The organism is Leuconostoc sp. UCMA20149, from assembly GCF_030400235.1.
GTDB classification, from domain to species: Bacteria; Bacillota; Bacilli; order Lactobacillales; family Lactobacillaceae; genus Leuconostoc; species Leuconostoc pseudomesenteroides.
In genome coordinates, this window is the sequence record NZ_VJYC01000016.1 from 1 (window position 1) to 22,282 (window position 22,282).

22 protein-coding genes are annotated in these 22,282 nt (G+C 39.9%); 6 read left to right on the top strand and 16 right to left on the bottom strand.

Annotation, left to right across the window (positions count from 1 at the left end):
• Positions 1-113 precede the first annotated feature (113 nt).
• From FF105_RS09735 to FF105_RS09760, 6 genes are read right to left on the bottom strand one after another with little or no spacing between them, the layout of a single operon-like run.
• The gene (locus FF105_RS09735) at positions 114-410 is read right to left on the bottom strand and encodes a DUF7671 family protein (protein ID WP_290046747.1); all 297 of its coding nucleotides are present in this window, start codon (positions 408-410) and stop codon (positions 114-116) included.
• The gene (locus FF105_RS09740) at positions 403-2,904 is read right to left on the bottom strand and encodes a carbamoyl phosphate synthase preATP-grasp domain-containing protein (protein ID WP_010296172.1); all 2,502 of its coding nucleotides are present in this window, start codon (positions 2,902-2,904) and stop codon (positions 403-405) included. The genes FF105_RS09735 and FF105_RS09740 overlap by 8 nt, the downstream gene beginning before the upstream one ends.
• The gene (locus FF105_RS09745) at positions 2,885-3,964 is read right to left on the bottom strand and encodes a carbamoyl phosphate synthase small subunit (protein WP_010296175.1); all 1,080 of its coding nucleotides are present in this window, start codon (positions 3,962-3,964) and stop codon (positions 2,885-2,887) included. The genes FF105_RS09740 and FF105_RS09745 overlap by 20 nt, the downstream gene beginning before the upstream one ends.
• Positions 3,965-4,022: 58 nt before the next feature.
• The gene (gene pyrR / locus FF105_RS09750; protein ID WP_004910867.1) at positions 4,023-4,550 is read right to left on the bottom strand and encodes a bifunctional pyr operon transcriptional regulator/uracil phosphoribosyltransferase PyrR; all 528 of its coding nucleotides are present in this window, start codon (positions 4,548-4,550) and stop codon (positions 4,023-4,025) included.
• Complete coding sequence (locus FF105_RS09755; RefSeq protein WP_010296181.1) at positions 4,540-5,478, bottom strand: RluA family pseudouridine synthase; 939 nt, start codon at positions 5,476-5,478, stop codon at positions 4,540-4,542. The genes pyrR and FF105_RS09755 overlap by 11 nt, the downstream gene beginning before the upstream one ends.
• Positions 5,468-5,857, bottom strand: coding sequence for an EbsA family protein (locus FF105_RS09760; RefSeq protein ID WP_010296184.1), 390 nt, complete (start codon positions 5,855-5,857; stop codon positions 5,468-5,470). Before FF105_RS09760 ends, FF105_RS09755 begins: the two co-directional genes overlap by 11 nt.
• 167 nt (positions 5,858-6,024) lie before the next feature.
• On the opposite strand from FF105_RS09760, the gene FF105_RS09765 reads away from it, so the two are divergent.
• A complete protein-coding gene (locus FF105_RS09765) occupies positions 6,025-6,408 on the top strand; it encodes a ribonuclease HI family protein (protein WP_010296187.1) in 384 nt (127 codons plus the stop codon).
• A 12-nt stretch (positions 6,409-6,420) separates the two neighbouring features.
• Here the strand turns inward: FF105_RS09765 and FF105_RS09770 are convergent, their stop codons facing one another.
• The 4 genes from FF105_RS09770 to FF105_RS09785 form a co-directional block, all read right to left on the bottom strand.
• Positions 6,421-7,026, bottom strand: a complete 606-nt coding sequence (locus tag FF105_RS09770) for a nitroreductase family protein (protein ID WP_010296190.1) — start codon at positions 7,024-7,026, stop codon at positions 6,421-6,423.
• Between the two features lie 135 nt (positions 7,027-7,161).
• Positions 7,162-7,692 carry a GNAT family N-acetyltransferase gene (locus tag FF105_RS09775; RefSeq protein WP_010296195.1) on the bottom strand — a complete coding sequence of 177 codons (531 nt, stop codon included), beginning with the start codon at positions 7,690-7,692 and terminating at the stop codon, positions 7,162-7,164.
• 56 nt (positions 7,693-7,748) lie between these two features.
• Positions 7,749-8,951 (bottom strand): aminotransferase class I/II-fold pyridoxal phosphate-dependent enzyme, encoded by a 1,203-nt coding sequence (locus FF105_RS09780; RefSeq protein ID WP_031941383.1) that lies wholly within the window; start codon positions 8,949-8,951, stop codon positions 7,749-7,751.
• A gap of 115 nt (positions 8,952-9,066) precedes the next feature.
• Positions 9,067-10,200 carry a THUMP domain-containing class I SAM-dependent RNA methyltransferase gene (locus tag FF105_RS09785; RefSeq protein WP_010296201.1) on the bottom strand — a complete coding sequence of 378 codons (1,134 nt, stop codon included), beginning with the start codon at positions 10,198-10,200 and terminating at the stop codon, positions 9,067-9,069.
• Positions 10,201-10,222: 22 nt separating this feature from the next.
• On the opposite strand from FF105_RS09785, the gene FF105_RS09790 reads away from it, so the two are divergent.
• Positions 10,223-10,501 (top strand): hypothetical protein, encoded by a 279-nt coding sequence (locus FF105_RS09790; protein ID WP_228934170.1) that lies wholly within the window; start codon positions 10,223-10,225, stop codon positions 10,499-10,501.
• Here the strand turns inward: FF105_RS09790 and FF105_RS09795 are convergent, their stop codons facing one another.
• From FF105_RS09795 to FF105_RS09815, 5 genes are all read right to left on the bottom strand, one after another.
• A complete protein-coding gene (locus tag FF105_RS09795; RefSeq protein ID WP_010296207.1) occupies positions 10,502-11,137 on the bottom strand; it encodes a DnaD domain protein in 636 nt (211 codons plus the stop codon).
• A 91-nt stretch (positions 11,138-11,228) separates the two neighbouring features.
• Positions 11,229-12,536 carry an asparagine--tRNA ligase gene (gene asnS / locus FF105_RS09800; RefSeq protein WP_010296211.1) on the bottom strand — a complete coding sequence of 436 codons (1,308 nt, stop codon included), beginning with the start codon at positions 12,534-12,536 and terminating at the stop codon, positions 11,229-11,231.
• A 7-nt stretch (positions 12,537-12,543) separates the two neighbouring features.
• The gene (locus tag FF105_RS09805) at positions 12,544-13,734 is read right to left on the bottom strand and encodes a pyridoxal phosphate-dependent aminotransferase (RefSeq protein ID WP_010296213.1); all 1,191 of its coding nucleotides are present in this window, start codon (positions 13,732-13,734) and stop codon (positions 12,544-12,546) included.
• 14 nt (positions 13,735-13,748) lie between these two features.
• Positions 13,749-14,276: a hypothetical protein gene (locus tag FF105_RS09810; RefSeq protein ID WP_010296216.1), complete on the bottom strand. Its 528-nt coding sequence runs from the start codon at positions 14,274-14,276 to the stop codon at positions 13,749-13,751.
• A gap of 66 nt (positions 14,277-14,342) precedes the next feature.
• A complete protein-coding gene (locus tag FF105_RS09815) occupies positions 14,343-16,736 on the bottom strand; it encodes an exonuclease domain-containing protein (protein ID WP_010296219.1) in 2,394 nt (797 codons plus the stop codon).
• Positions 16,737-16,891: 155 nt separating this feature from the next.
• Between FF105_RS09815 and mvk the strand changes: the two genes are divergently transcribed.
• The 4 genes from mvk to fni are packed head-to-tail and all read left to right on the top strand — an operon-like array spanning position 16,892 to position 20,837.
• A complete protein-coding gene (gene mvk, locus FF105_RS09820; RefSeq protein WP_010296222.1) occupies positions 16,892-17,824 on the top strand; it encodes a mevalonate kinase in 933 nt (310 codons plus the stop codon).
• Entirely contained in the window at positions 17,806-18,768 is a 963-nt protein-coding gene (gene mvaD, locus FF105_RS09825) for a diphosphomevalonate decarboxylase (protein WP_010296227.1), read from the top strand. Before mvk ends, mvaD begins: the two co-directional genes overlap by 19 nt.
• Positions 18,761-19,780 (top strand): phosphomevalonate kinase, encoded by a 1,020-nt coding sequence (locus FF105_RS09830; protein WP_010296231.1) that lies wholly within the window; start codon positions 18,761-18,763, stop codon positions 19,778-19,780. The genes mvaD and FF105_RS09830 overlap by 8 nt, the downstream gene beginning before the upstream one ends.
• Before the next feature lies 1 nt (position 19,781).
• The gene (fni, locus tag FF105_RS09835; RefSeq protein WP_147651832.1) at positions 19,782-20,837 is read left to right on the top strand and encodes a type 2 isopentenyl-diphosphate Delta-isomerase; all 1,056 of its coding nucleotides are present in this window, start codon (positions 19,782-19,784) and stop codon (positions 20,835-20,837) included.
• Between the two features lie 11 nt (positions 20,838-20,848).
• Here fni and brnQ read toward each other — a convergent pair whose 3' ends face one another.
• Entirely contained in the window at positions 20,849-22,240 is a 1,392-nt protein-coding gene (gene brnQ / locus FF105_RS09840; RefSeq protein ID WP_010296241.1) for a branched-chain amino acid transport system II carrier protein, read from the bottom strand.
• Between the last annotated feature and the right edge of the window lie 42 nt (positions 22,241-22,282).

Consider the following 22,282-nt stretch of genomic DNA (forward strand, 5'->3'; position numbering starts at 1 on the left):
TTTACGACATCTAGTGCCAAAAAGCCTTACGACCTATGCTTCACAACCTATTTTAGAATAAAACAAAAATAGGTGAAGACTATCTCCGTCGAGATTAATCTTCACCTTTAATGTTAGTAAGTTTTATATGGTAATAACAAATCATTATCAACAGTTTCGGATGTCCATCGTTGCATTGGCGTGTAGGCATGGCGTTGATTAAAAGGCAAGTTTTCCACTGCTATCACAGCAATAGTTTGGTTATTTTCAGTCAAAAAAACTTGTCCAAAGCTAACGTACTTACCTTTTGTATGCTTACCTGTTCGCCAAATATTTGGCTTGGCGTCCTTTTTTGGCACGTATCGTCCAGAAGCATTTTGTTCAACTATAATACCGGTGTACAGATATGTTTCATATTTTGATTTATTCATCGTATTTAATGCCTACCCCAATTTCAAATCGCGTACCATCAATTGTTTGTGTCGGCTGTAAGTGTAAAGCATAATTAATATCTGAAGCAATCATAGCAACATCTGCCTGCAAAATTAATTTATTCACATTTACTAATAGTTCATTGTCCTGTAACGTCATTCTTGACAACAAAGCTCTCACTGTCATACGCAACCACTGCACTTGCATCACTTTACTCATAAACGCAACTTGGCCAAATGGCATTGGTCGCAACCACGTATCATGTGATATATCGGGCACATCAACATGCTTGACCCATTCTGACGTATCTTGATACCAAATCACTTGATAAACACCAGGATTTTCTAAGTGTGTTTGTGCTAGCTGAATTGGCAGTTGTGCAATTTCTGGTACAATACGAAGCTCACCAGTCATGTGTTGTGTAATATTGATTGGATAAATGTTGTGCCCATCAGAAAAGACATTGAGAGCAAATTCTGTTTCAGTATCATCTGGACCATTCGGCACATGTTTTTCTTTTGGCAAAATTAAGACATTTTGCTTTAAATCAGTTAAAGCATCAATCAGTTTACGTCGATTACCAGGTACAATGATAGCAATTGGTTTTTCAAGCGCCACTACTTTCATGACATCTGATATCTCTAAGGGTTCCAGATACTGCTTGTCGGCCAAATTTTGTAGTAAGGTAGCATCACTTGCATTATTATTCATAATTACGGTGTGATATTGTAAACGTCTTAATTCCGACAAAACAATCGTGGTTGCATAACCACCAGCGGCTGCATCGCCCATTCGGAATGCACCACTACCAATAACTAAGACAGTATCGTCACTCACCGGCAATGATTCATTTTCCTCTTCGTAAGTTGCATAATATTGTCTAGCGTTTTCTGGAAATTCACCAGCAGATGGTTCTAATGCTTTAAAAGTTGGTTCAATATGATTTTCGTGTGCCAATGTTGCGATATTTTTGAAATTAGTCTGCCAGAATCGTGCTAACAAGCCGTCTGACAAACCATACTTTTTTGCACGGCGCAACGCTTCAACACTGTCAGCTTGTTGTTCCACCTCTAATTCTAACTTTAATAAATGACCCAGTTGGTAGAAAAAGAATTCGTCAATATTAGTTAATTCAGCTAATTCATCAATTTCATAACCACGCTTAATCGCTTCAACTAGAAGCAACACGCGATTGTCTTCTGGATGAATTAATTGTTGAATCAACGCATCATCCGAACTATGGCTCATATTGGTTGGTGAAAAACTCGCATTATTAAAATGGGCTGAACGAATTGCTTTTTCAAGTGCTTCGATAAATGTACGCCCAAAGCCAATTGTCGATCCAACAGATTTCTGAATACTATTGAGTTGACGATTAACTGAAACGCCTGCTTGCTCCAATTCACCGAAGGGAAAAATTGGTAATTTGACAGTGACGTGATCCATCATCGGTTCCATCATTGCCATTTTTTTGCCAAAATCATGGGATAAAACAATTTCTTCAAGGGCAACACCCATCGCCAAATTAATTGCAACCAACATGACAGGGTAACCTGTAACCAGCGCCATACGACTGGCCATTTGATCAATATATGGTGATATCTTGATAATATAGATAGTATTCGTCAAATCATCAACTGCAAATTGGACATGCAATACACCTCTTAAGTCTAATAAATCAGCAACCTGAAAGGCATAAAATCTCATTTTTTCTAAAATTTGATCTGAAAGTGTTAGTGTCGGCGATACACTCAAGGAGTCAGCAGTATGGATTCCTATGGGATCCATGTCCTCGCTAGCACCGATTTGCATTTTATTGCCTCGAAAATCTCGCAATACTTCAAGACTGACTTCTTTCATACCGTTAATAGCTCTGGAAATCACGATTTCTTGTGTCATCGACTGACTTTTAGCACTATTCACAGCTGTTTCAAATTCGTCTAATCGTTCAACAATTTGACGCGTATTTGCCTGATTTGGGTGCAAAGCCCGCACCATTAAAGGTAACTTAATTTCACGTAGTAGTTCATTAGCATCTTCTTGTGCCTTAGCAACATGGTTCGTAATAACCGGTAATCCAGCATCAGCCATCATACTTGTCAAAACGGCCACGTTGTTAACACGCAATAGCATGTCAATAGTTAATCCTAGCGTTTGCGGTACCGGACCATCGCCGTGTGACCATGCCTGAACCGTTTGCGACCACAAACGTAACGCACGTTCACCACCAAATAGTGGCAAAACAGTATCGATTTGATACTGTTTAATAACAGCCTTAATATTTTCAACCGTTAGTGGTTGCCAAATAGCCGTTGCTGCTAAACTTTCCAACGATAATGAGTAAGGATTCTCGTCAATCAAGTAGACATTAACACCATGACCACGAAGTTCAGGCATCACTTGATAAATGGCTGCATCGTATTCTGCTTCACGACCAAAATCGTTAGCACCTGCGCCGATAAATAATACATTGTTAGCTGTGATGTTCGACATAGTCCTCTACCGTTTCAAAAAAATCTGCAAAAACTGCTGTAGCTTCTAATGGTCCTGGCGCAGCATCAGGGAAAAACTGTACACTAAAAGCCGGATATTCACGGTGCCGCAAGCCTTGCACAGCACCATCTACCAAATCCCGATAAGTGACAAATAACTTTTTGCGATCAATTGAGTCATTGTCAACAGCATAACCTTGCCCTTGCATCGCAAAGAAAATCTGTCTCGAAATAATTTCTTGTATTGGATGATTCATACCATGATGTTCCGACGATAGCGGTGCTAAAGTAGCATCATTGGCTAGTGCAAATAACTCATGCCCTAATCCAATACCTAGTAATGGCGCCTTCGTTTGCAAAACACGAATTAATGTTAATACACTATCTGGTAATGAACGTGGGTCACCAGGTCCTGTCGACAGAATGATCCCGTCAGGATCCAGCGTGAGTACCTCATCTACACTTGTTGTGTAAGGTAATACGGAAACATTGGCATCATAATCGCCTAACATTCGCAATATACCATGTTTTAATCCAAAATCGATGACAACAATATGCCGTCCACGCCCTGGATTAGCATAAGGCTTTAGTGTTGCCGTATTTTGCACCTGCTTGTTCGTCAAGACCGTGGCAACTAATTGATCAACAGCATGATCGTCCGCAAAATCAACGATTGTAGCCTTTTGTGGGCCAGTTTCTCGCAAATGACGAATCAATTTTCGTGTATCTACTTGATACAATCCGGGCACGTTATGTTGCTTCAAAAAACGGTCTAAATTCATACGCCGTTGTCGATTAACAGAAACTTCTGCCAAATCGTGGACAATCATTCCCCTGATGGCTGGTTTGACAGACTCATAAGCCTCAGCATGAATCCCTGCCGCACCAATAACAGGCATAGCAAATACAATCATTTGCCCATCATATATTGGATCTGTAATAATTTCTTGATAACCGGTCATGGCAGTATGAAAGATGATTTCACCAAACGTAGTAGCAGGCGCACCAAAACCAAGACCTTCAAAAACAGTCCCGTCTTCTAAGATTAAATGTCTTTTCATAAATACCACACTCCAAAGTTATCATGGCTACACATCAAGATAACCAACAAATTTTGATTTAGTGAACAATTTCCACGGCGTCCTTGCCATCAATTTCCTGTACAAATACCTTGATTTTTTCGTTCTGAGCTGTTGGAATATTTTTCCCAACAAAATCGGCTCGAATTGGCAATTCTCGGTGACCACGATCCACTAAAACAGCTAAAGCAATTGTTTTCGGACGACCAATATGAATTAAAGCGTCCAATGCTGCACGAATTGTTCGACCAGTAAACAGTACATCATCAATCAACACAATATTTTTTTCAGAAATGTTTAATCGTTCAGCTTGATTTAGTCCCAAGTCATCATGATGATCTGGAATATCATCACGAAAATTAGTAATATCAATCGCCATCACTGGAATACGCACACCTTCGAGTTGTTCTAGTCGATCAGCGATACGATGAGCCAAAAACTCACCACGCGTTTTAATGCCAACTAAAACGAGGTCTTCCCCACCTTTGTTACGCTCAATAATTTCATACGTAATACGAGTTAGCGCTCTTTGCAAAGAGGCATTATCTAAAACTTCTTTATTTGCCATTGTTTTCATCCTTTCGAATAATAGGTGTTAATGTTGCTAACGCTTGATCAAAATAATCTGGGAGTACACTATCAAACGTTAACTGTTCAGCTGTCGTTGGCTGCGTTAATGACAAGGTCTTTGCATGTAATAACTGACCATTCAGTGAAACATTTGGTAACTTTTGTGCGTTCCCATAGACCGGATCACCGACAATAGGGTGCCCAATATAAGTCATGTGAACACGAATTTGATGTGTACGTCCGGTTTCTAAACGAACTTTTAGCAGTGTATAGCCGACAAACCGTTTTAAGACTTGGAAATGTGTAATTGCTTCCCTGCCGCCTTCAGTAACAGCCTGCTTTTTACGATCAACTTTATGACGTGCTAGCGGTGCCGAAATGGTGCCAGTATCTTCCTGAAATTCGCCGCGAACTAAGGCAATATAGATACGTTGATTTTTATGCGCCTTTAATTGTGCAGACAATGCTTGATGGGCGCTATCATTTTTTGCAACCATCAATAATCCACTAGTGTCACGGTCAATACGATGTACAATTCCTGGTCGAAATTCACCATTAATGGTAGACAGTGGTGAATGATACATTAATGCGTTCACCAGTGTACCTGTCGTATGACCAGCAGCCGGATGCACAACCATACCTTGTGGTTTATTAACGACTAACAAATCATCATCTTCATATACAATATCAAGCGGTATATTTTCAGCCAAAATTTCAGTGTCTTTAATTTCTGGCGGCGTAATTGTGACAACATCACCTGAAGATACTTTGTAAGATCTCTTCACCTGTGTGCCGTTGACTAAAACATTGCCTTCTAAAAGCCAATCTGACAATGTTGTTCTAGAATACGGTAACGTTTCTTTTGCCAAAACGGCATCAATGCGCCCAACCTGATCAACAATGTTAATCGTTATGTTATCTGCCATTCGTATCTTTATATCCTTTAATTTGCTCCGCGACATTGCGACTTAATAGGTATTTTCTTTTACGGTCTGCACGTTCAAAAGACAAAATACGTCCCTTTATTTGCCAATTATCAATGTCTTCTAACTTAACTTTTTCGTATTCAGCCATTAAGATACGCCCCAAGAAAATTTGCGAGCCGGCCAAATAAACGCGCCTTCGAATAATCATTAACAGTCCCACTACGAGGACAACTAAAATGCTAACAATGGGTAGAACATCCAGTTTGAAGCCAATTTCATTCCAAATAATGAAACTCAACATCAAAAATACACCCCACCATAACCAACTCATGAGGCCAACAGAATCAATTGGCTGAAAATAACCGCGTTTTGGTACCATGTGAAACTCTTTTCTATAAACGTATTCGTAACCTATTTTACCAGATTTTTGATATTAAAAAAATGATGACAAATAAAAGTTAGCTTTCCAGTATCAGGGTTGTGATATTTTAGAATACTGATTTCTGTTATAATGGTTGCTATAAACCATTTCAGGGGATTTTAGACATGATGACACTTTATGTTGACGCAGCGCGAAACGTCCACACTGGGCAATCAGCAGTTGGAGCGGTTTTAATCGTCAACAAGCACCAGCAACAACTCAAAAGCGACTTACCCCAAAGCGCTGATAATCATGAAGCCGAGTTCATGGGGCTTATCTGGGGCATCAAACAGTTACCAATGATTGATAATTTACAGATTTATACCGATTCAAAAATTGTCGCTGACGCTATTCAAAAAAAATATGCCAAACACTACCAATCTTATGTCGATCGAATTATAAGCCTATTATCTGAATTCCCTTTGGTCTTAATTAGTTGGATACCCGAAAAACAAAATCATGGTGCACACCAGCTCGCAATGCAGGCGTTAAAAAAAACGAACCGCTAAGCAGTTCGTTTTTTACTTACTATAATATTTAAATCGTTCATCGTCACCAACGAAATCTTTGTTAGCGGCCGGTGCTTCAATAGATCCAAACACTAATTGCGCACGTAAACGCCATGTACTTGGAACGTCAAAAGCTTCGGCAACTTCTTCGTCAATCAACGGATTATAATGCTGTAAAGAAGCACCTAAACCAGCTTCTGTTAATGCTAACCAAGTAGCGTATTCCGCAATACCATGCCCTTGTTCAGACCAATCCTGAAAGTTTTCTGCGTATAATGGTACATTTTCTTCAAAAGACTTAACGATTGCAGTATCTGTGAAAAATAATACGGTTCCGAATCCAGCCTTAAAGCTTGCATTAATTTTGGCTAAAGTTGCTTGATAGGCCGTTTCATCGGGTACTTCTTGTTTTAAACGCTTAGCAACAATATCCCAGAGCTTTTCGTGAGCATCACCCGTCAACACAATACTACGTACTGTTTGGTTATTGAAGGCAGTCGGTGCATAACGAACTGCTGATTTTACCAGTTCAAATAATGCTTCTGGTGTTTGCTGAACATTTTGACCCAGCGCGTAAATTGTTCGGCGTTGCTGTTGTAATTCCGTAAATGATGTCATGTGTTGACCCCTTATCAAATTAGTATGCTCTTATTATATCCGCTTATTTTAAGTAAGTAAATAGCAAAACAAAAGTTTTTTTAATTTTAAAAGTGCTACACGTATCAAAACGTGTAGCACTTTTATAGTTAATCATCATGCCAAAATGAGTTGATAAGCCCATCGTTCGCCGTTAATTTCTTTTCCCTCATTAATATAGACAACGCCTCGTTTTTCAAAACCATTGCCAGTAATAACTGACTGCATCGGATGATTTTCTGGATGCGTATCAATTCTCACATCGAATTGATTTTTGTGATAGCATAACGTCAAAATAGCTGTCATAAAACGTTGCGCCAACTTTTGCCCACGAAAACCATCTGAGATAGCAAAGCGATGAACGCTGATATACTCATCAGTATCAGATAGCCACTGACCTTCTGTGATTGCTTCATATACTGGATCTGCCCCTGCAATTAATGCTGTGTACCCAGCTACTTCACTACCCACAACCAAAACATAGCCACGATTTAATGCGATATCTGTTGCAACGGTTTCTTCATTGGGATAGCCAGATTGCCATTGTGGCAGACCTTGTGCTTTGAGAAAATGACGTGCGCCGTCAATAATAGTTGTAATCTCTTTTAAATCCGTTTTGATGGCCGGACGCATGTAAACTGTTGTCATAGTCATATCCTTTTAGTTATAATTATTCCATTTTATCATAACTTCCACAGATAAAACTAACCTATTCTGGTGGCACTATTATTTTCACAATATGACGATAGCCGCGCCATGGCATCTGTGAGCATTGCCATTGAAGCTGCATAACTCAAGCGAATATAGCCTTCACCACCAGGACCAAAACCTGATCCGGGTACTACTGCTAATTTTTCTTGATCGACTAAATCATAAGCAAAAGCAACATCGTCTTGATTCAAATTTTCAGGAATTTTAGCAAAAATGTAGAAAGCACCGCTTGGTGTCGCCATTTCAAAACCAAGCGCCGTCATTTTAGAGACCAACAAATCACGCCGTTCACGGTAAGCATTTTTCATTTTTTCGGTATCACTTGCACTCAAACTACTATCAAATGCCTCCGTTGCTGCTGCCATAGCTGGATTGGATGGTGTCATGATAATAAAACTATGGACCATGTTGACTGGAGTGATTAGTGCAGCCGGCCCAGCAATAATGCCAATCCGATAGCCCGTCATTGCGTGAGATTTTGACACGCCATTAATCACTAACGTTTGGTCAGGTAAAAATGTTGCCATTGAAACATGCTGATCATCATAGCGCAGTTCACTATAAATTTCATCTGAGATGACCAATACGTCTGTACCACGCAAAACATCAGCAAGATCCGACAAGGCTTCTGCAGAATAAGTCACGCCTGTGGGATTTGAAGGATTAGTCAAAATAAGCGCCTTGACATGCGTATGATTCGCCAAAATAGCGCGTAGATGATCAGGCGTTAATATAAAATTATCCTGCGATATATCAACCAGAAGCGGATTACCTTTGTTGAGCCTTGTCATAGCAGCATAGACGGGATAAGCTGGCGTCGGAATAATAACTTCATCATTTTCATCTAAAATAGCAGACAAAATGGCATACAGTCCTTCAGTAGCTCCAATTGTTGTTAAAATTTCGGTGTCAGCGTCATAATGAAGATCGTATCGATCAGCTAAAAAATGACTAGCCGCCTGACGCAGCTGTTTTGTCCCAGCAGAAACAGAATAATGAGAGTCATCTGCCAAAATAGCTGCCACCGCGGCTTGCTTGATGTGCTCTGGCACTGAAAAATCTGGTTCACCAATCGTCAGCTTCAGAATATTTGGTAAATCGCTCACTTTTTCATCAAACGCATGAATCGGACTTGGCTTGACATCTGAAAGCACGCTGGCAAATAGGTTGTTAGCTTCAATATTTTTTTCAATCATTAACATTATCCTCATTTCATTATTAATTTATTTTAACAATGAGATGATAGCACGTCATGACAACTATGAACAAAAATAAAAACAACGATTATACATTGTGCACAATCATTGTTTTTTATTTCACACGTTTACCCCAGTATTGGAAATAGTCAACGCGTAAAGCACCATTATATAACTTGCGACGCTTGGTTGCCTTCTCGCCGTAACTTTGTTCAAATTCAAGATCACTTGTCAAAATATACTTGCTCCAACTTGGTAATTGGCGATAAACGTCACCCATTTGTTGATACAGTTCTCGAGCAGCATCTAATTCTCCCAAACGTTCGCCATAAGGCGGATTGGCAACTAAAACGCCATTAATTTTGTCAGTTGTCCAATCCTTAGCGGCTAATTGTTTGAAGGTAATGTCATGTCCAAGTCCAGCATGCTTCGCGTTTTCAGTGGCAATTGCCACCATGTTTTCATCAATGTCAAAACCTTCAATATCTAGCGTTCTGTCGTAATCTGCCTGTTCTTCGGCATCATCACGTACACTATCTGACAGAGACTTATCAAACCAATCCATTTGCTCGACGTCAAAATCACGAATTAAGCCAGGAGCAATATTGCGTCCAATCAATGCAGCTTCAATTGCAATTGTACCTGACCCAGTAGTTGGATCAACAAATGGTCGATCTGGGTGCCAATTAGTCAACAAAACTAATGCAGCAGCAAAGTTTTCTTTTAGTGGGGCGCCACCCTTATTCACACGATATCCTCGCTTGAATAATGATTCACCAGTCGTATCCAACGTCACAATCACATGATCTTTGTCAATCATCACTTCTAATTGTGCAAAATAGCCATTTTCAGGTAAACGTGTTCTGATGTGGTAAGCATCCTGCAAACGATTCACAATCGCCTTTTTAGTGATAGCCTGCACATCTGGTACACTAAATAACTCTGATTTTTTTGAACGGCCGGCCACAGGAAACTCAGAATCATAATTGAGATAGTCTTCCCAAGGCAATGCTTTAACATTTTCAAATAAATCGTCAAATGTCGTGGCATCAAATTCACCCACGATAATTTTAATCCGATCTGCAGTACGCAACCAGATATTGGTATTTAAAATATCACGCTGCGTGCCATCAAACCTGACACGATAATTCTCCACTTGGTGATCATACCCCAAACGTTCTAATTCTTTACCAACCAGTGATTCTAGACCAGCGGCTGCAGTCGCCATTAAATGATATGTTTTTTCCATGATTTTCCTTTATAATGAATTTATGAAATTATCAGACTTAGAAGATTTAACACGCTATATGTCACCAAAAACGCGTTTATTATGGGAAAACGATGCTAATCGTTTCCCCATCACAACATTAGCTTACGCCGATGATACGCATCATGAGGTGTTATTTGTTTTGGGTAATAAGTCCATGACTTTGGGACAACTATTTTCACGTTTAAAAAATTCGTCATTTCGTACTACTTTATTAGCACCAAATAAACAACCGATATTTGGTTTTCACTTGGATGACCAGTATCAAATCATCTTTAAATAATTAATCAATAAAATTAGTGTATGTGACACCACGACGCCTTTGTTTTGCGACTTCAGCTGCTTGAGGTGTCGTGATATTGTCACGTTGCCAATTAGTCAATATGGTCTCAATATAGCGCAAACTCCGCGCATTGTTTGCGACGGCTTCTTGAATAGCAAGCATCATCATCACTGGCTCGAAATGATCTTGGTCAAACCAATGACTAATCGTCTGCATTTCCATTGGTGATAGTGGCCTACCAAACTCCGACTCCAGTGTCTGCATGATTTGTCGGCGGGTGCTTTTACCATCTGATAGCAATTCACTGTGTTCAACAATTGTGCCGCCCAATAACTTATCAAATAGCGGCGTAAAATCGTAGACTTCAGTTTTAATAGCGCCACCTTTTACTTGCATCAATTCGCGCTTAATCAAACTTTGCAAACGTTGGATTACCACTTTTTCAGTGGTATGCATAATCTGCGCCACAGCAACCGGTGTCGCTTGATCACCACGATCTTGAATTCTCTGAACTTGAAGATATAGTACGAGATCGTCATTATCCAAACCAATGTCTTGATAATGTAGCAATAATTCATTGCTAATGCTGCTGTTACCAGCTTGAATATACTGTTGTAGTCTTTGCTCTAACGTCATATTCCCTCTGTTTTAAAAACGTCCAAGATATTCTTGGACGTTTCTTTTTCAACAATAGTGTACCATAATTATACACTATCGAAATCATCTTTTATGGTCTCAGACGATTTGTCATACGTGGGAAAGGAATTGCTTCACGAATATGTTCCTCACCAGTAACAAATGTGACCATACGTTCCAGCCCAAGTCCAAAACCAGAATGTGGGACCGAACCGTAGCGACGCAAATCCAAATACCATTCATATTCAGACATATCTAGCCCTTGTTCTTCAATGCGAGCTTTTAATGTGTCGTAGTCATCTTCACGTTCAGAGCCACCAATAATTTCACCATATCCTTCAGGCGCTAACAAATCAGCAGAAATCACCACATCATCACGCGTTGGGTGCTTTTTCATATAGAATGCTTTAATTGCTTTTGGATAATTAATGATGAACACCGGTTTGGCGAAGTGATTAGCCAAAAATGTTTCCTCAGGTGAACCAAAATCAACACCCCACTCAACATCAAAGCCATTATCTTGCAAAAGCTTAATTGCGTCATCGTAACTTACACGAGGATAAGGTAGTTGCGTGTAGGAACGCAAAACGTCCTTATCACGTTCAAGAATATCCAATTCTTGCTCATTTCTCTCAAGTACTTTTGAAATCAAGAAAGCAATATACCGTTCTTGGAATACCAAACTTTCTTCTTGGTGCATAAACGCCATTTCTGGCTCAATCATCCAAAACTCAGTCAAATGGCGACGTGTTTTTGACTTTTCTGCACGAAAAGCTGGACCAAAAGTAAAGACCTTACCAAATGCCATTGCGCCAGCTTCCGCATACAATTGACCAGTTTGTGCCAAAAAGGCTGATTCACCAAAGTAATCTGTCTCAAATAATTCAGTTGTCCCTTCGGCAGCAGAACCTGTCAAAAATGGCGCATCTAATTTTGTAAACCCTTCTTGATTCATGAATTCATAAGAAGCCGCAATCAATGTGTTGCGTATTTTTAACGTTGCGAATGGCTTTAAATGACGCAAGTACAGGTGCCGTTCATCAAACAGAAAATCCGTACCATGCTCTTTTGGCGTAATCGGATAATCATGACTTTCACCGATCACTTCAAGATCAGAAACAGCCATTTCATAGCCAAATGACGACCGTGAATCTTCATGAATTTCTCCAATCACGTACAGGCTTGTTTCTTGCTTTAAACTCTTTGCTTTTTCAAAAACAGCTTCTGATACATCTGCTTTTGCAACAACACCTTGGAAAAAAGCGGTTCCATCACGCAGTTGCAAAAATGCAATTTTGCCGCTACCTCTTTTTTGGCGCAACCAAGCCCCGATTTTAACGGTCTTGCCAACATAGTTTTTGGCATCAATAATTTGAATTGTTGGAATTTTTTCAGTCATCTGTCTCTTATGCTTTCATATATTTTTTAAAGAAATCGCTTAATCTATTTATTGCTTCATCCAAGGTGGCTTGGTCTTTAGCATAGCTCAAACGGAAATATCCAGGCATACCAAATCCTTCTCCAGCGGGTACCGCAACGTGTGCTTCCTGCAAAATTTTGGTAGATAATTCGGTCGTATTAGCAACACCAACAGCCAATAGGGCTTCTGCGTCAACTTTGGGAAACAAATAAAACGCGCCCTGAGGCTTCACGTCAACATGCAAACCCGGTACACAATTTAGTGCATCAAAGGTCTTGTTTAATCGTTCTTCAAATGCCTGTCGCATCGTTTCAACCGTTGCTTGATCACCATTGAGTGCTTCAATAGCGGCATATTGTGCAGCCGCCGTGGGATTTGATGTCAAATGTCCAAGCAATTTATTCATCGCTTGAATAATTTTAGGCTGCGCAATTGTCCAACCAATTCGCCACCCCGTCATTGCATATGCTTTTGAAACACCATCAACAATAATCATATTGGTTTTGTTAATATCTGCTAATTGAAGCCCAGAGGTAAATGTCACACCGTTATATACTAATTGGCCATATATCTCATCTAGAATAATAAATACATCATTTTTTGAACCCCAATCAAGAATATGTTGAATTTCTTCGCGAGAATAAACTTGTCCAGTTGGATTAGTTGGTGAGTTGATAATGACTGCCTTGATTGGTTCAGAAACATTCATCAAATCTGGTACCGTTAACTTTAATGCATCATTTTTAGAATGTACTTCTAATAATTTGCCACCAGCTAATTTGACTTGTTCAACATAACTCACCCATTCTGGTGCTGCTGTTACCACAACATCCCCAGGATTAAGCAAAGTTTGCATCAACACGTACAGTGATAACTTTGCACCAGTGGTAATCGTCACATTATCAGTCCCAATCCGCGCCTGATAACGCGCATATATGCGATCCACAACAGCTTGCTTTAGTGCAAGTAAACCACTTGATGGCGTGTAAAAACTTGTTTTTTCAGCTTTTATGGCGGCTATTGCTGCTTCAGCAATATTTTCAGGTGTTTGAAAGTCTGGTTCACCAACACCTAGATTAATGACATCAATACCTTGTGACTGCATTTCTTTTGCCAAAGCATTCATTGACAATGTTGGAGAGGCGGTAATAGCTGTTACTCTATCTGATAAATTCATTTAATCATCCTTAATTACATGCCCGATATGGCGCGATATACCTTACCTGTTTTAAAATCTAGGGTTAGGTAATTGAGTTTATTATTTTGTGCTTTATAACTAATTTCCCAAACTAAAACGTTTTTGTAGCGGCTAATATTAGCGCTGTATAATTTTTTAGGGTGATAAGTTTTAAGTAAAAGTGATCGTAATTGGGCATTTGACATACCTTCAGAACGACTGTATGTTTTCACTTTGTTATCTTGCACAATGGCAACTTTTTTTGTCCCATTGGCAGTTTCACCAGAAGCTGCATAGGTCGTACGGTCTCGATAATCAACTGACACTTGCGTTACGGTAACAATGTCTGATTTCTGACGAACAATTTTTTCAATTCTTGTTTCCGCTTCCCGCATGGGTGATAGCGACAAATAAAAATAGCCTAGTGTCAAAGTCCCCAGCACAATAGCAGCACCAATAATTAGAAACCAAACTCGTGCCCAATGAATGCGAGTTCGGCGGCGACGCTGGCGGATTCGAATGTCGTCCTTAAATTGCATCATGATGTTACTCCTTTATGCACATACACTTATATTGTACCAAATAAACGTCTCCCCTGACTGCGAAAATTAACGCTGATTAAAAAGTTCATGGTATTGTGCCACTAAATCATGCTCAACATTAAATGGCACTATTGCGAGCTGTTGTTTGAATCGATTACGTTGCATAGCATTTAATTGTGTTACTAGCATAGCCGATTGGTGCCGTTGCATTTGGTTTAATACGGATGCAAGTCTTGCAACTGGCTGCCATACGTCACGCTCAGGCACGATCACAATCGCTGGTAACTCTTGATCACGTTGCCACATCGTCCCAAAAATTTTTGGCGTTACAATCACAATGTTTTGACGATTTGTTTGACTTTGACGTTGGATTTTTTCTAAAGAACCAGTAACGCCTTCCGCCACAATATTATAATTCGTTGTCACCGCATATTTTATCTTTTGATACCAGTGATTCACACGCTCCTCATTAGGCACGATGACCATAATTTCACCAACATCCTCTTGGGTCATAGCCTGCAAATGCAGAATGGGCGACTTTTTTTGTAATTGTACCAATTGGACCGGCTTGCGATCATCATGAACAAAATCTCGCTCAATGGTCCAAGTATCTGGGACATCACGCAAAAAATCCGTCACACCAGTCGGCAAAAATTCACTAACTACTAATAATTTTCGAATATGTGCAACAATTTTTTTGTGGTAAATAGCGCGTTCTAACACATCGAAACTCAAAATGACCTGTGACTGACCATTTTCAGAAATCTGCTCGTTTCCACTCACCACATCGTCTTGCGTTTGAAGCCTGATAATTTTATTGAGCTGATTTTCAAGCAACTGAAATTCTTTCGGTAAATGCGCTTCTGTAAGCGAAAGCAATTGATTAATATGAGAAATCACCAAGGCTAAACGTTCAGTACGTTTCAAATTGGTCCTAGTACTGTCTGATTGTGTCAACTGTTTCAAAATTTTGAGTGCTTCACTCGTACTTTGCCTAATAAATAATCGCTGTTTATGCGTCAATCCGGTAACTTCTTGATGCGCAATACCCTTTAAATCATTTTTTAGTGCTGTCACATTAAATGACACATGAAAATACTGCCGCAAATCGTCAACAAATTGCGCTGGGGTTTCCATGACAACTAATGGCCATTTTTGAATTTGCCTTTTTTGACGTAATGATTGATCCTGCGTGAAAAAAGTTTGAAAATTCATAATCAACACATTAGCATTATCCGCATTTTGACGTGCTCTTTTGAAAAATTCTGATTGCTCATCGCCACGAATTTTTTGAATGATATCTAAATTGTGCAAGCCAATACTAATTTCTTGCAATAATCCAGTTTTCGTTTGAGTCAACCAGACTAACAACCGTGCTTTAGCAAATTGTACTTGTGATGAATCGTGAACGGCTAACGTTTTAATGAAACGTGACAAATCAATATAAGCAGAAGGATCATACAATATTGCACTACTAAATGGCACATCAAATAGAGATGATAACTTTTCTAACAAGGCTAATTGTTGCATTTGTAAACTATCATCATTTGTGAGTAACACAGTGTTTTGTTGGCTTAAAATGACCGGAATTAAATAAGCAATTGTTTTGCCCATCCGTGGCGCTGTCAAAACCGTCAATAGACCATCAGAGCGTTTTGTTAAAAAACGGTGGGTTCGATCCATTAGAAATTCTTGCGCTTCATTTTGAGTTAACCATTCACCAAATAAGGCACGCTTTTCGGTCACACTCACTGGATAGTCAATCGGTTGGATATCTTTAAGGTTTGCAGAGGAAACCTGTTGATTAATTTGCAACGCCACCTTGTCTTGAACATCAAATGGCTGGGTACTTTTAGGACGAACTAACTTTAAAAACTGCTGGGTTTGCCTTAAAAGTGGCCAATCACCAGTTTGTAATTGCTGTAATACCACAGATGGCAATTGTTCAGCACGACGCCACATTTCTAAGAAAAGTAAAGCAGTCGCATGCGCATCAGCGTTGGCGCGATGGGCATTTACTAAATTGATATCCAAATACGTTGTCAAATCTAACAGTCGATATCCCGGTGCAGTTGGCAACAAAATTTGCGCCAACTGTACAGTGTCAATTGCTGGAATCTGTAAAACGGGAAATCCAGTTCTTTCAAATTCATCATTCAAGTAGGGATAATCAAAATTAATATTGTGCGCAATAATCACGGCATCTGACAGTAAGCTCTGCAACATTGGCGCAATTTCATCAAAATATGGCGCATGTTGTACATCTTTTTGGCTAATGTGTGTCAATTGTTGAATTTGCCGATCAATCAACTGACCTGGATTTACAAAAGACTCAAAATGGTCAACAATTTTTCGTTGCCGAATAAATGTCATACCAATTTGAATAATGCGCCCGCCCTTTGCCACACTTTGTCCTGTGGTTTCAAGATCTAAAACCACAAATGTATTGTTGGCGTTCATAAAAATACCTTTCTTCGGTGTGCTCATAAGCACTTTATATTTTGTATGGCGCTGTTTACTGCATGCATTACACGCACTAAACAACGTCATTCTCTTTATATTTTACACTAAATGGCCTCGTGCGGTACAATAGTAAAGAACATCTGGAGGAAATTATGTTAAGTCAAATGAATGGCGTTGGCAAGTCCCACGCAAAAGCGATTTTGATTGGCGAACATGCCGTTGTTTATGGTGAACCTGCGATTGCAATCCCTTTGCCAAATATGACTGTTACAGCCACTCTACGTCCTGCATTTCGCGGTCAAACGATTGATGGGGCTGAATTTCACGGCGATTTAAGTGAGTTAGGAGCCAATGTCGAGGGGGCACGGCAACTGCTATTACGTCTTTTAGACAAATTCGATATGAGCACGACGCCCTTTCACCTAGCTATCGATTCAAACGTCCCTCAGGAACGCGGATTTGGTGCTTCGGCTGCTTTGGCAACAGCGATTACAAAAGCTTTTTTTGATTATTTTGATACGGATTTGAGCGAGGAAGAATTAGCCTACTTTACCAATATCGAAGAAGTGATTTCACACGGCTCACCGTCTGGATTAGATACGACGACAGTTAATGCCGATAATCCCGTTTGGTTTATTAAAAATAAAGGTATGTCTACTTTTGGTATGAATTTAACAGGTACACTGGTGTTAGCTGATACTGGTATTCACGGACAAACAGTCCATGCTATCAGTATTGTCAAAGAATTTTTATTGACAGATCACGATCGTGCTTGGGCATCAATCACACATCTTGGACAAATTGCCGAAAAAATTCGGCTTGATATTTCTGAAAATAATCCTGAACATCTCGGTATGATGTTCACTGCCGCACATCATGAACTGCAATCATTGGGAATTTCTCACCCCAAATTAGATAAGCTGGTAAACGCTGCAACGCACGCTGGCGCACTTGGCGCTAAATTGACAGGTGCCGGTATCGGTGGTGCAATGTTTGCCTTAGCCAAAAATAATAATGACGCGATTACTATTGCTAATGCGCTAACAAAAGCTGGCGCTCAAAATACATGGATTCAACCTTTATGACAGCTACTGCACACACCAATATTGCCCTCATTAAATACTGGGGGAAAAAAAATGCATTTCTTAATTTACCCACTACCAGTTCTCTCTCATTAACACTCGATCGTTTTTACACGACGACTAGTGTTTCACCCAGTGAAACTAGCACAGATACATTTGTATTAAACGAACAAGTTTGTGACGCTACGCGCGTGCACACGTTTTTAAAAATATTACGCACTCAATTAGGTGATTTTCCACCTTTACATGTTTCATCTGATAATCATGTGCCGACAAGTGCCGGTCTGGCATCTTCTGCTTCAGCATTTGCGGCTTTGACTGGTGAGGTTGTTGCCTATTTAGGACTTGATTTACCTAAAGAAACACTTTCACGATTAGCAAGACGTGGGTCTGGATCCGCTAGCCGTTCTTTTTTTGGTCACTTTGCTGTTTGGCATGAAGGCGTAGACGATGACTCGTCTTTTGCTGAAAGTTTGCACGCACCTGATATGCCGATTGCCCTCATTGTTGCAGAAGTATCTGGTCAGAGTAAAAAAGTTGGTTCGTCTGAAGGCATGATGCGCGCAATGACTTCACCCAATTATGATGATTGGGTCAAGCAGTCTGCAAATCAATTTGATGATATGACTGCTGCTGTGGCAAATGCGGATATCGAAAAAATAGGCGCCATTGCTGAAAACAATGCGTTGGCTATGCACGCGCTCAATTTGACCGCCACCCGCCAGCCATTCACCTATTTTACAGATGAAACACAATTGATTTTGTCCTTAATCAAAGACATGCGACGTCAGGGTATACTGGCCTATGCAACACTAGACGCCGGTCCAAACGTCAAAATCGTCACGACGAAAGCCCAAGCACCTGAAATTGTGGCAGCGCTTCACGATTATTTACCCCAACTCAAACTAGACGTTGCAGTTAGTGGACCTGGTATTACTTATGACTAAAATATTTGTTCCTGGAAAATTATTTTTAGCTGGCGAATATGCAATTACACAGCCTGGTAATTTAGCACTAATTGTTGCTGTCGAGACTGGACTGACAATTACAATCGAGACGGCAAGCGACAGATCGATCATAACGTCAAATGTTATAACAACGCCGCTTGTTTTTGATATTGATCGTTTATCTCATGATTATCATGATGAATGGCGTTTTGTCCGCGCTGCCATTCAGATTATGCACGATTATGTTTATCTCAATGATTTGCTTGCAGACTTTAATAACGTCCATATAACGATTTCGAGCGACCTCAATAGTGCAACCGAAAAACTAGGACTCGGTTCATCTGCAGCAGTCACTGTTGCAGTTGTCAAAGCTATCACCCAACATTTCCATTTAAAATTAGATCTACTCACACAATTTAAATTAGCAGCACTCGCACATCTGCATGTTCAACAAAATGGCTCACTAGGTGATGTTGCTGCGATTACTTTTGGTGGCGCTATTGCTTACACAAGTCCAGATTTATCGTCATTGAACGTCAATAATCACCAATGGCTGAACCCCACTTTTGTCGACAAATCATGGCCATTATTAAGCATCACCCCACTACCTTGGCCAACTGATTGGCAACTGGTTTTAGGTGCAACACATGAAAGCGCAGATACGGCTAAAGCAGTCGCTAATAATACCCTTGATTCACATTTTTTAAAAACAAGTCAAACAATTGTGCAACAAGTCATTGTTAATTTAATACAGCAAAATTATCATGAATTTGCCAAAGGGTTACATGACAACCAAGATTTGCTCACCAGTACATTACCTAACAGCTACATCACACCTAAATTAAGTTATTTACTCAGCACACTAAATCAAACGGCTGGTAAAATTAGTGGCGCTGGCTTTGGTGACAATGGTTTTGCAGTCATTAACTCACCGTCAACTATTAATGATCAATGGTTAGCTGCGGGTATCGACGTCCACATGATGAACATTGCACCACAGAATAGAGGTTAATATGACTGAATCACCACAAGCACATAGAAAAGATGAACATTTATCCCTTGGTGTCAGTTTATGGCGTGATACGACGCCAAAAAAACAAATTGGTGCTTCCTTTGATGATATTCGTTGGTTACCAAACACTTTTCCTGAAATGAGCATTGAAGATGTTGATGTGACTACTAATCTCTTTCAACATCAATTTAATTGGCCATTTTATATTGAAGCTATGACTGGTGGTTCTGCTCTGACTGGTCGTGTTAATGGACAGTTGGCTACTGTTAGCGCTAATACTGGCTTGGCAATGGCAGTTGGCTCCCAATCAATTGCACTTAAAGAGCCATCACAAGCAACAACATTTAAAATTGTTCGCCAACGCAATCCAGAGGGATTTATTTTTGCAAATTTAGGTGCTGATCACCCTATTGCAAATGTCAGAGATGCGATTGACATGATTGATGCTAATGCTATTGAAATGCACGTTAACGTTGCACAAGAACTTGTTATGGCTGAAGGAGATCGCCAATTTAAATGGCTTGATAACTTAGCCGAAGTGATTGCTAAATCGCCTGTTCCAGTCATTATTAAAGAAGTTGGCTTTGGGATGAGCGTTGCGACTTATCAAACAATAGCACAACTCCACCCCGCCGCAATCAATGTTGGGGGCGCTAATGGTACAAACTTTGCGGTGATTGAACGTCGGCGTAATCGTAACGATGATTCGTTTAATATAGACAATTACGGACTTTCTACGGTTGAAAGTCTCATTTCAGCACAACTCGCACAAAATGCACTACCGCTGATAGCAACAGGTGGCATTCAAAACGCCAATCATATTGTAACTAGTCTAATGCTTGGCGCCAATTTGGCCTCAAGTGCCGGTTTCATGTTACAAACTCTGATGGATCATGGCGAATTAGATTTGACCAAACAAATATTAGACTGGCAACAAGCATTACCACGCTTATTCACTTTATTGGGCGCAAAAAATATTGCTGAATTGCAACAAAATCAACCGCTCTACTCAAATAGTTTACAAAATTTTATCAGCCAACAAAAAAAGCGATCTTAAGATCGCTTTTTTTACTGCATTGTATCACTGACCGTTTTCAATATGCGATTTAACTTAATTCTATACAGGATAATTCCAATTAAAAATCCAAGTATCGTTGGCGTAATCCACCCAAAACCCATGTCTGCAAATGGCAACAAATTTTGATAAATGCCAAAATGCAGGGTGCCCATGTCGTCATGATATCCAACCACCCCTTTGAACAATCCTGAAAATGGTGAATTGGCAATACCATCCATGATTGCTGGTATCATTGCAAAAATCATGGTTGATAAATAAACGACACTTGCATTATTAAACAATGGTGATAATAATCCCAACAAAATCAGCGTAATTGCGATTGGATATAAAAACATGAGGATTGGCACAGCCCAAGCAATAATATTATCTAACCCAAAATTGGCAGCCATGAACGAAAGCCCAATCGTCAAGATCAACCATTTTTTATAGCTAATCTTTGGAAAAATACGGTGAAAATCTTGCGCAAAACTTGCTGTTAATCCAATCGCTGTCGTCAAAACAGCTATTGTGCCCATCACAGCCAAGAACGCGCCCCCAAAGGAACCAAGATAATGATTGGTAATTTGCATCAAAGCAGTTGTGCCATTTTCCGATAATTTAAAATGCGACAACGACGTAGCGCCTAGCAAGATTAAACCAATATACACAATCGCAATACCAGCAATTGCAATGAAGCCCGTTTTTGCAGTGATTTGCGCGATCTGTCGACGACCACTAAAGCCCATGGCTTCAATAGCACGAACAATCGTAATACCAAATGCTAAGGCTGCAATGGCATCAAGCGTATTATAGCCTTCAATAAATGCCGACGAGAATGCCTGTGTTTGATAAGCAGCTTCAGCCGTATGCTTTAGAGTGCCCATGGGATTGAAAATCGCTAACAAAAAAATCAAAACCAACAAAATAACGAAAATGGGATTTAAATATTGACCAATATACTTCGTCAAATTTTGTTCACGCGATCCCAAGAAATAAACAATACCAAAGAAAATTGCCGAGAATATCAATTGCGCAATTGACTGCCAACTACTTGGAATCCAGTTAGCGAAACTTAATGAATACGCAACCGTTGCTGTACGAGGTGTGGCGATCATTGGCCCCAACGAAACATGGACAGCAATCAGGAAAAATATCGCAAAGCCACGTCCCAAAGGCTTAGCCAAGTCATAAATACCTGTGGCACGCGTTTGCGATAGCGAGATGAGTGCCATTAGCGGAATAACAGTTGCGCTAAGTAAGAAACCAATAGTGGCGGGTCCCCAATTTAGACCAGCTAGCTGCCCTAAATGAACGGGAAAAATTAAGTTCCCTGCGCCAAAAAACATGCCGAAAATCAATGATGCTAATAATAAAGTCTTTTTAATATCTAATTTTGTTGTCATACGGTTCTCTCCATTACGTTTAAATGCTATTTGTGATTATGT

Coding starts and splice junctions, on each gene's coding strand:
- FF105_RS09735 (WP_290046747.1), bottom strand. CDS start 410: ATGAATAAATCAAAATATGAAACATATCTGTACACCGGTATTATAGTT.
- FF105_RS09740 (WP_010296172.1), bottom strand. CDS start 2,904: ATGTCGAACATCACAGCTAACAATGTATTATTTATCGGCGCAGGTGCT.
- FF105_RS09745 (WP_010296175.1), bottom strand. CDS start 3,964: ATGAAAAGACATTTAATCTTAGAAGACGGGACTGTTTTTGAAGGTCTT.
- pyrR (WP_004910867.1), bottom strand. CDS start 4,550: ATGGCAAATAAAGAAGTTTTAGATAATGCCTCTTTGCAAAGAGCGCTA.
- FF105_RS09755 (WP_010296181.1), bottom strand. CDS start 5,478: ATGGCAGATAACATAACGATTAACATTGTTGATCAGGTTGGGCGCATT.
- FF105_RS09760 (WP_010296184.1), bottom strand. CDS start 5,857: ATGGTACCAAAACGCGGTTATTTTCAGCCAATTGATTCTGTTGGCCTC.
- FF105_RS09765 (WP_010296187.1), top strand. CDS start 6,025: ATGATGACACTTTATGTTGACGCAGCGCGAAACGTCCACACTGGGCAA.
- FF105_RS09770 (WP_010296190.1), bottom strand. CDS start 7,026: ATGACATCATTTACGGAATTACAACAGCAACGCCGAACAATTTACGCG.
- FF105_RS09775 (WP_010296195.1), bottom strand. CDS start 7,692: ATGACAACAGTTTACATGCGTCCGGCCATCAAAACGGATTTAAAAGAG.
- FF105_RS09780 (WP_031941383.1), bottom strand. CDS start 8,951: ATGATTGAAAAAAATATTGAAGCTAACAACCTATTTGCCAGCGTGCTT.
- FF105_RS09785 (WP_010296201.1), bottom strand. CDS start 10,200: ATGGAAAAAACATATCATTTAATGGCGACTGCAGCCGCTGGTCTAGAA.
- FF105_RS09790 (WP_228934170.1), top strand. CDS start 10,223: ATGAAATTATCAGACTTAGAAGATTTAACACGCTATATGTCACCAAAA.
- FF105_RS09795 (WP_010296207.1), bottom strand. CDS start 11,137: ATGACGTTAGAGCAAAGACTACAACAGTATATTCAAGCTGGTAACAGC.
- asnS (WP_010296211.1), bottom strand. CDS start 12,536: ATGACTGAAAAAATTCCAACAATTCAAATTATTGATGCCAAAAACTAT.
- FF105_RS09805 (WP_010296213.1), bottom strand. CDS start 13,734: ATGAATTTATCAGATAGAGTAACAGCTATTACCGCCTCTCCAACATTG.
- FF105_RS09810 (WP_010296216.1), bottom strand. CDS start 14,276: ATGATGCAATTTAAGGACGACATTCGAATCCGCCAGCGTCGCCGCCGA.
- FF105_RS09815 (WP_010296219.1), bottom strand. CDS start 16,736: ATGAACGCCAACAATACATTTGTGGTTTTAGATCTTGAAACCACAGGA.
- mvk (WP_010296222.1), top strand. CDS start 16,892: ATGTTAAGTCAAATGAATGGCGTTGGCAAGTCCCACGCAAAAGCGATT.
- mvaD (WP_010296227.1), top strand. CDS start 17,806: ATGGATTCAACCTTTATGACAGCTACTGCACACACCAATATTGCCCTC.
- FF105_RS09830 (WP_010296231.1), top strand. CDS start 18,761: ATGACTAAAATATTTGTTCCTGGAAAATTATTTTTAGCTGGCGAATAT.
- fni (WP_147651832.1), top strand. CDS start 19,782: ATGACTGAATCACCACAAGCACATAGAAAAGATGAACATTTATCCCTT.
- brnQ (WP_010296241.1), bottom strand. CDS start 22,240: ATGACAACAAAATTAGATATTAAAAAGACTTTATTATTAGCATCATTG.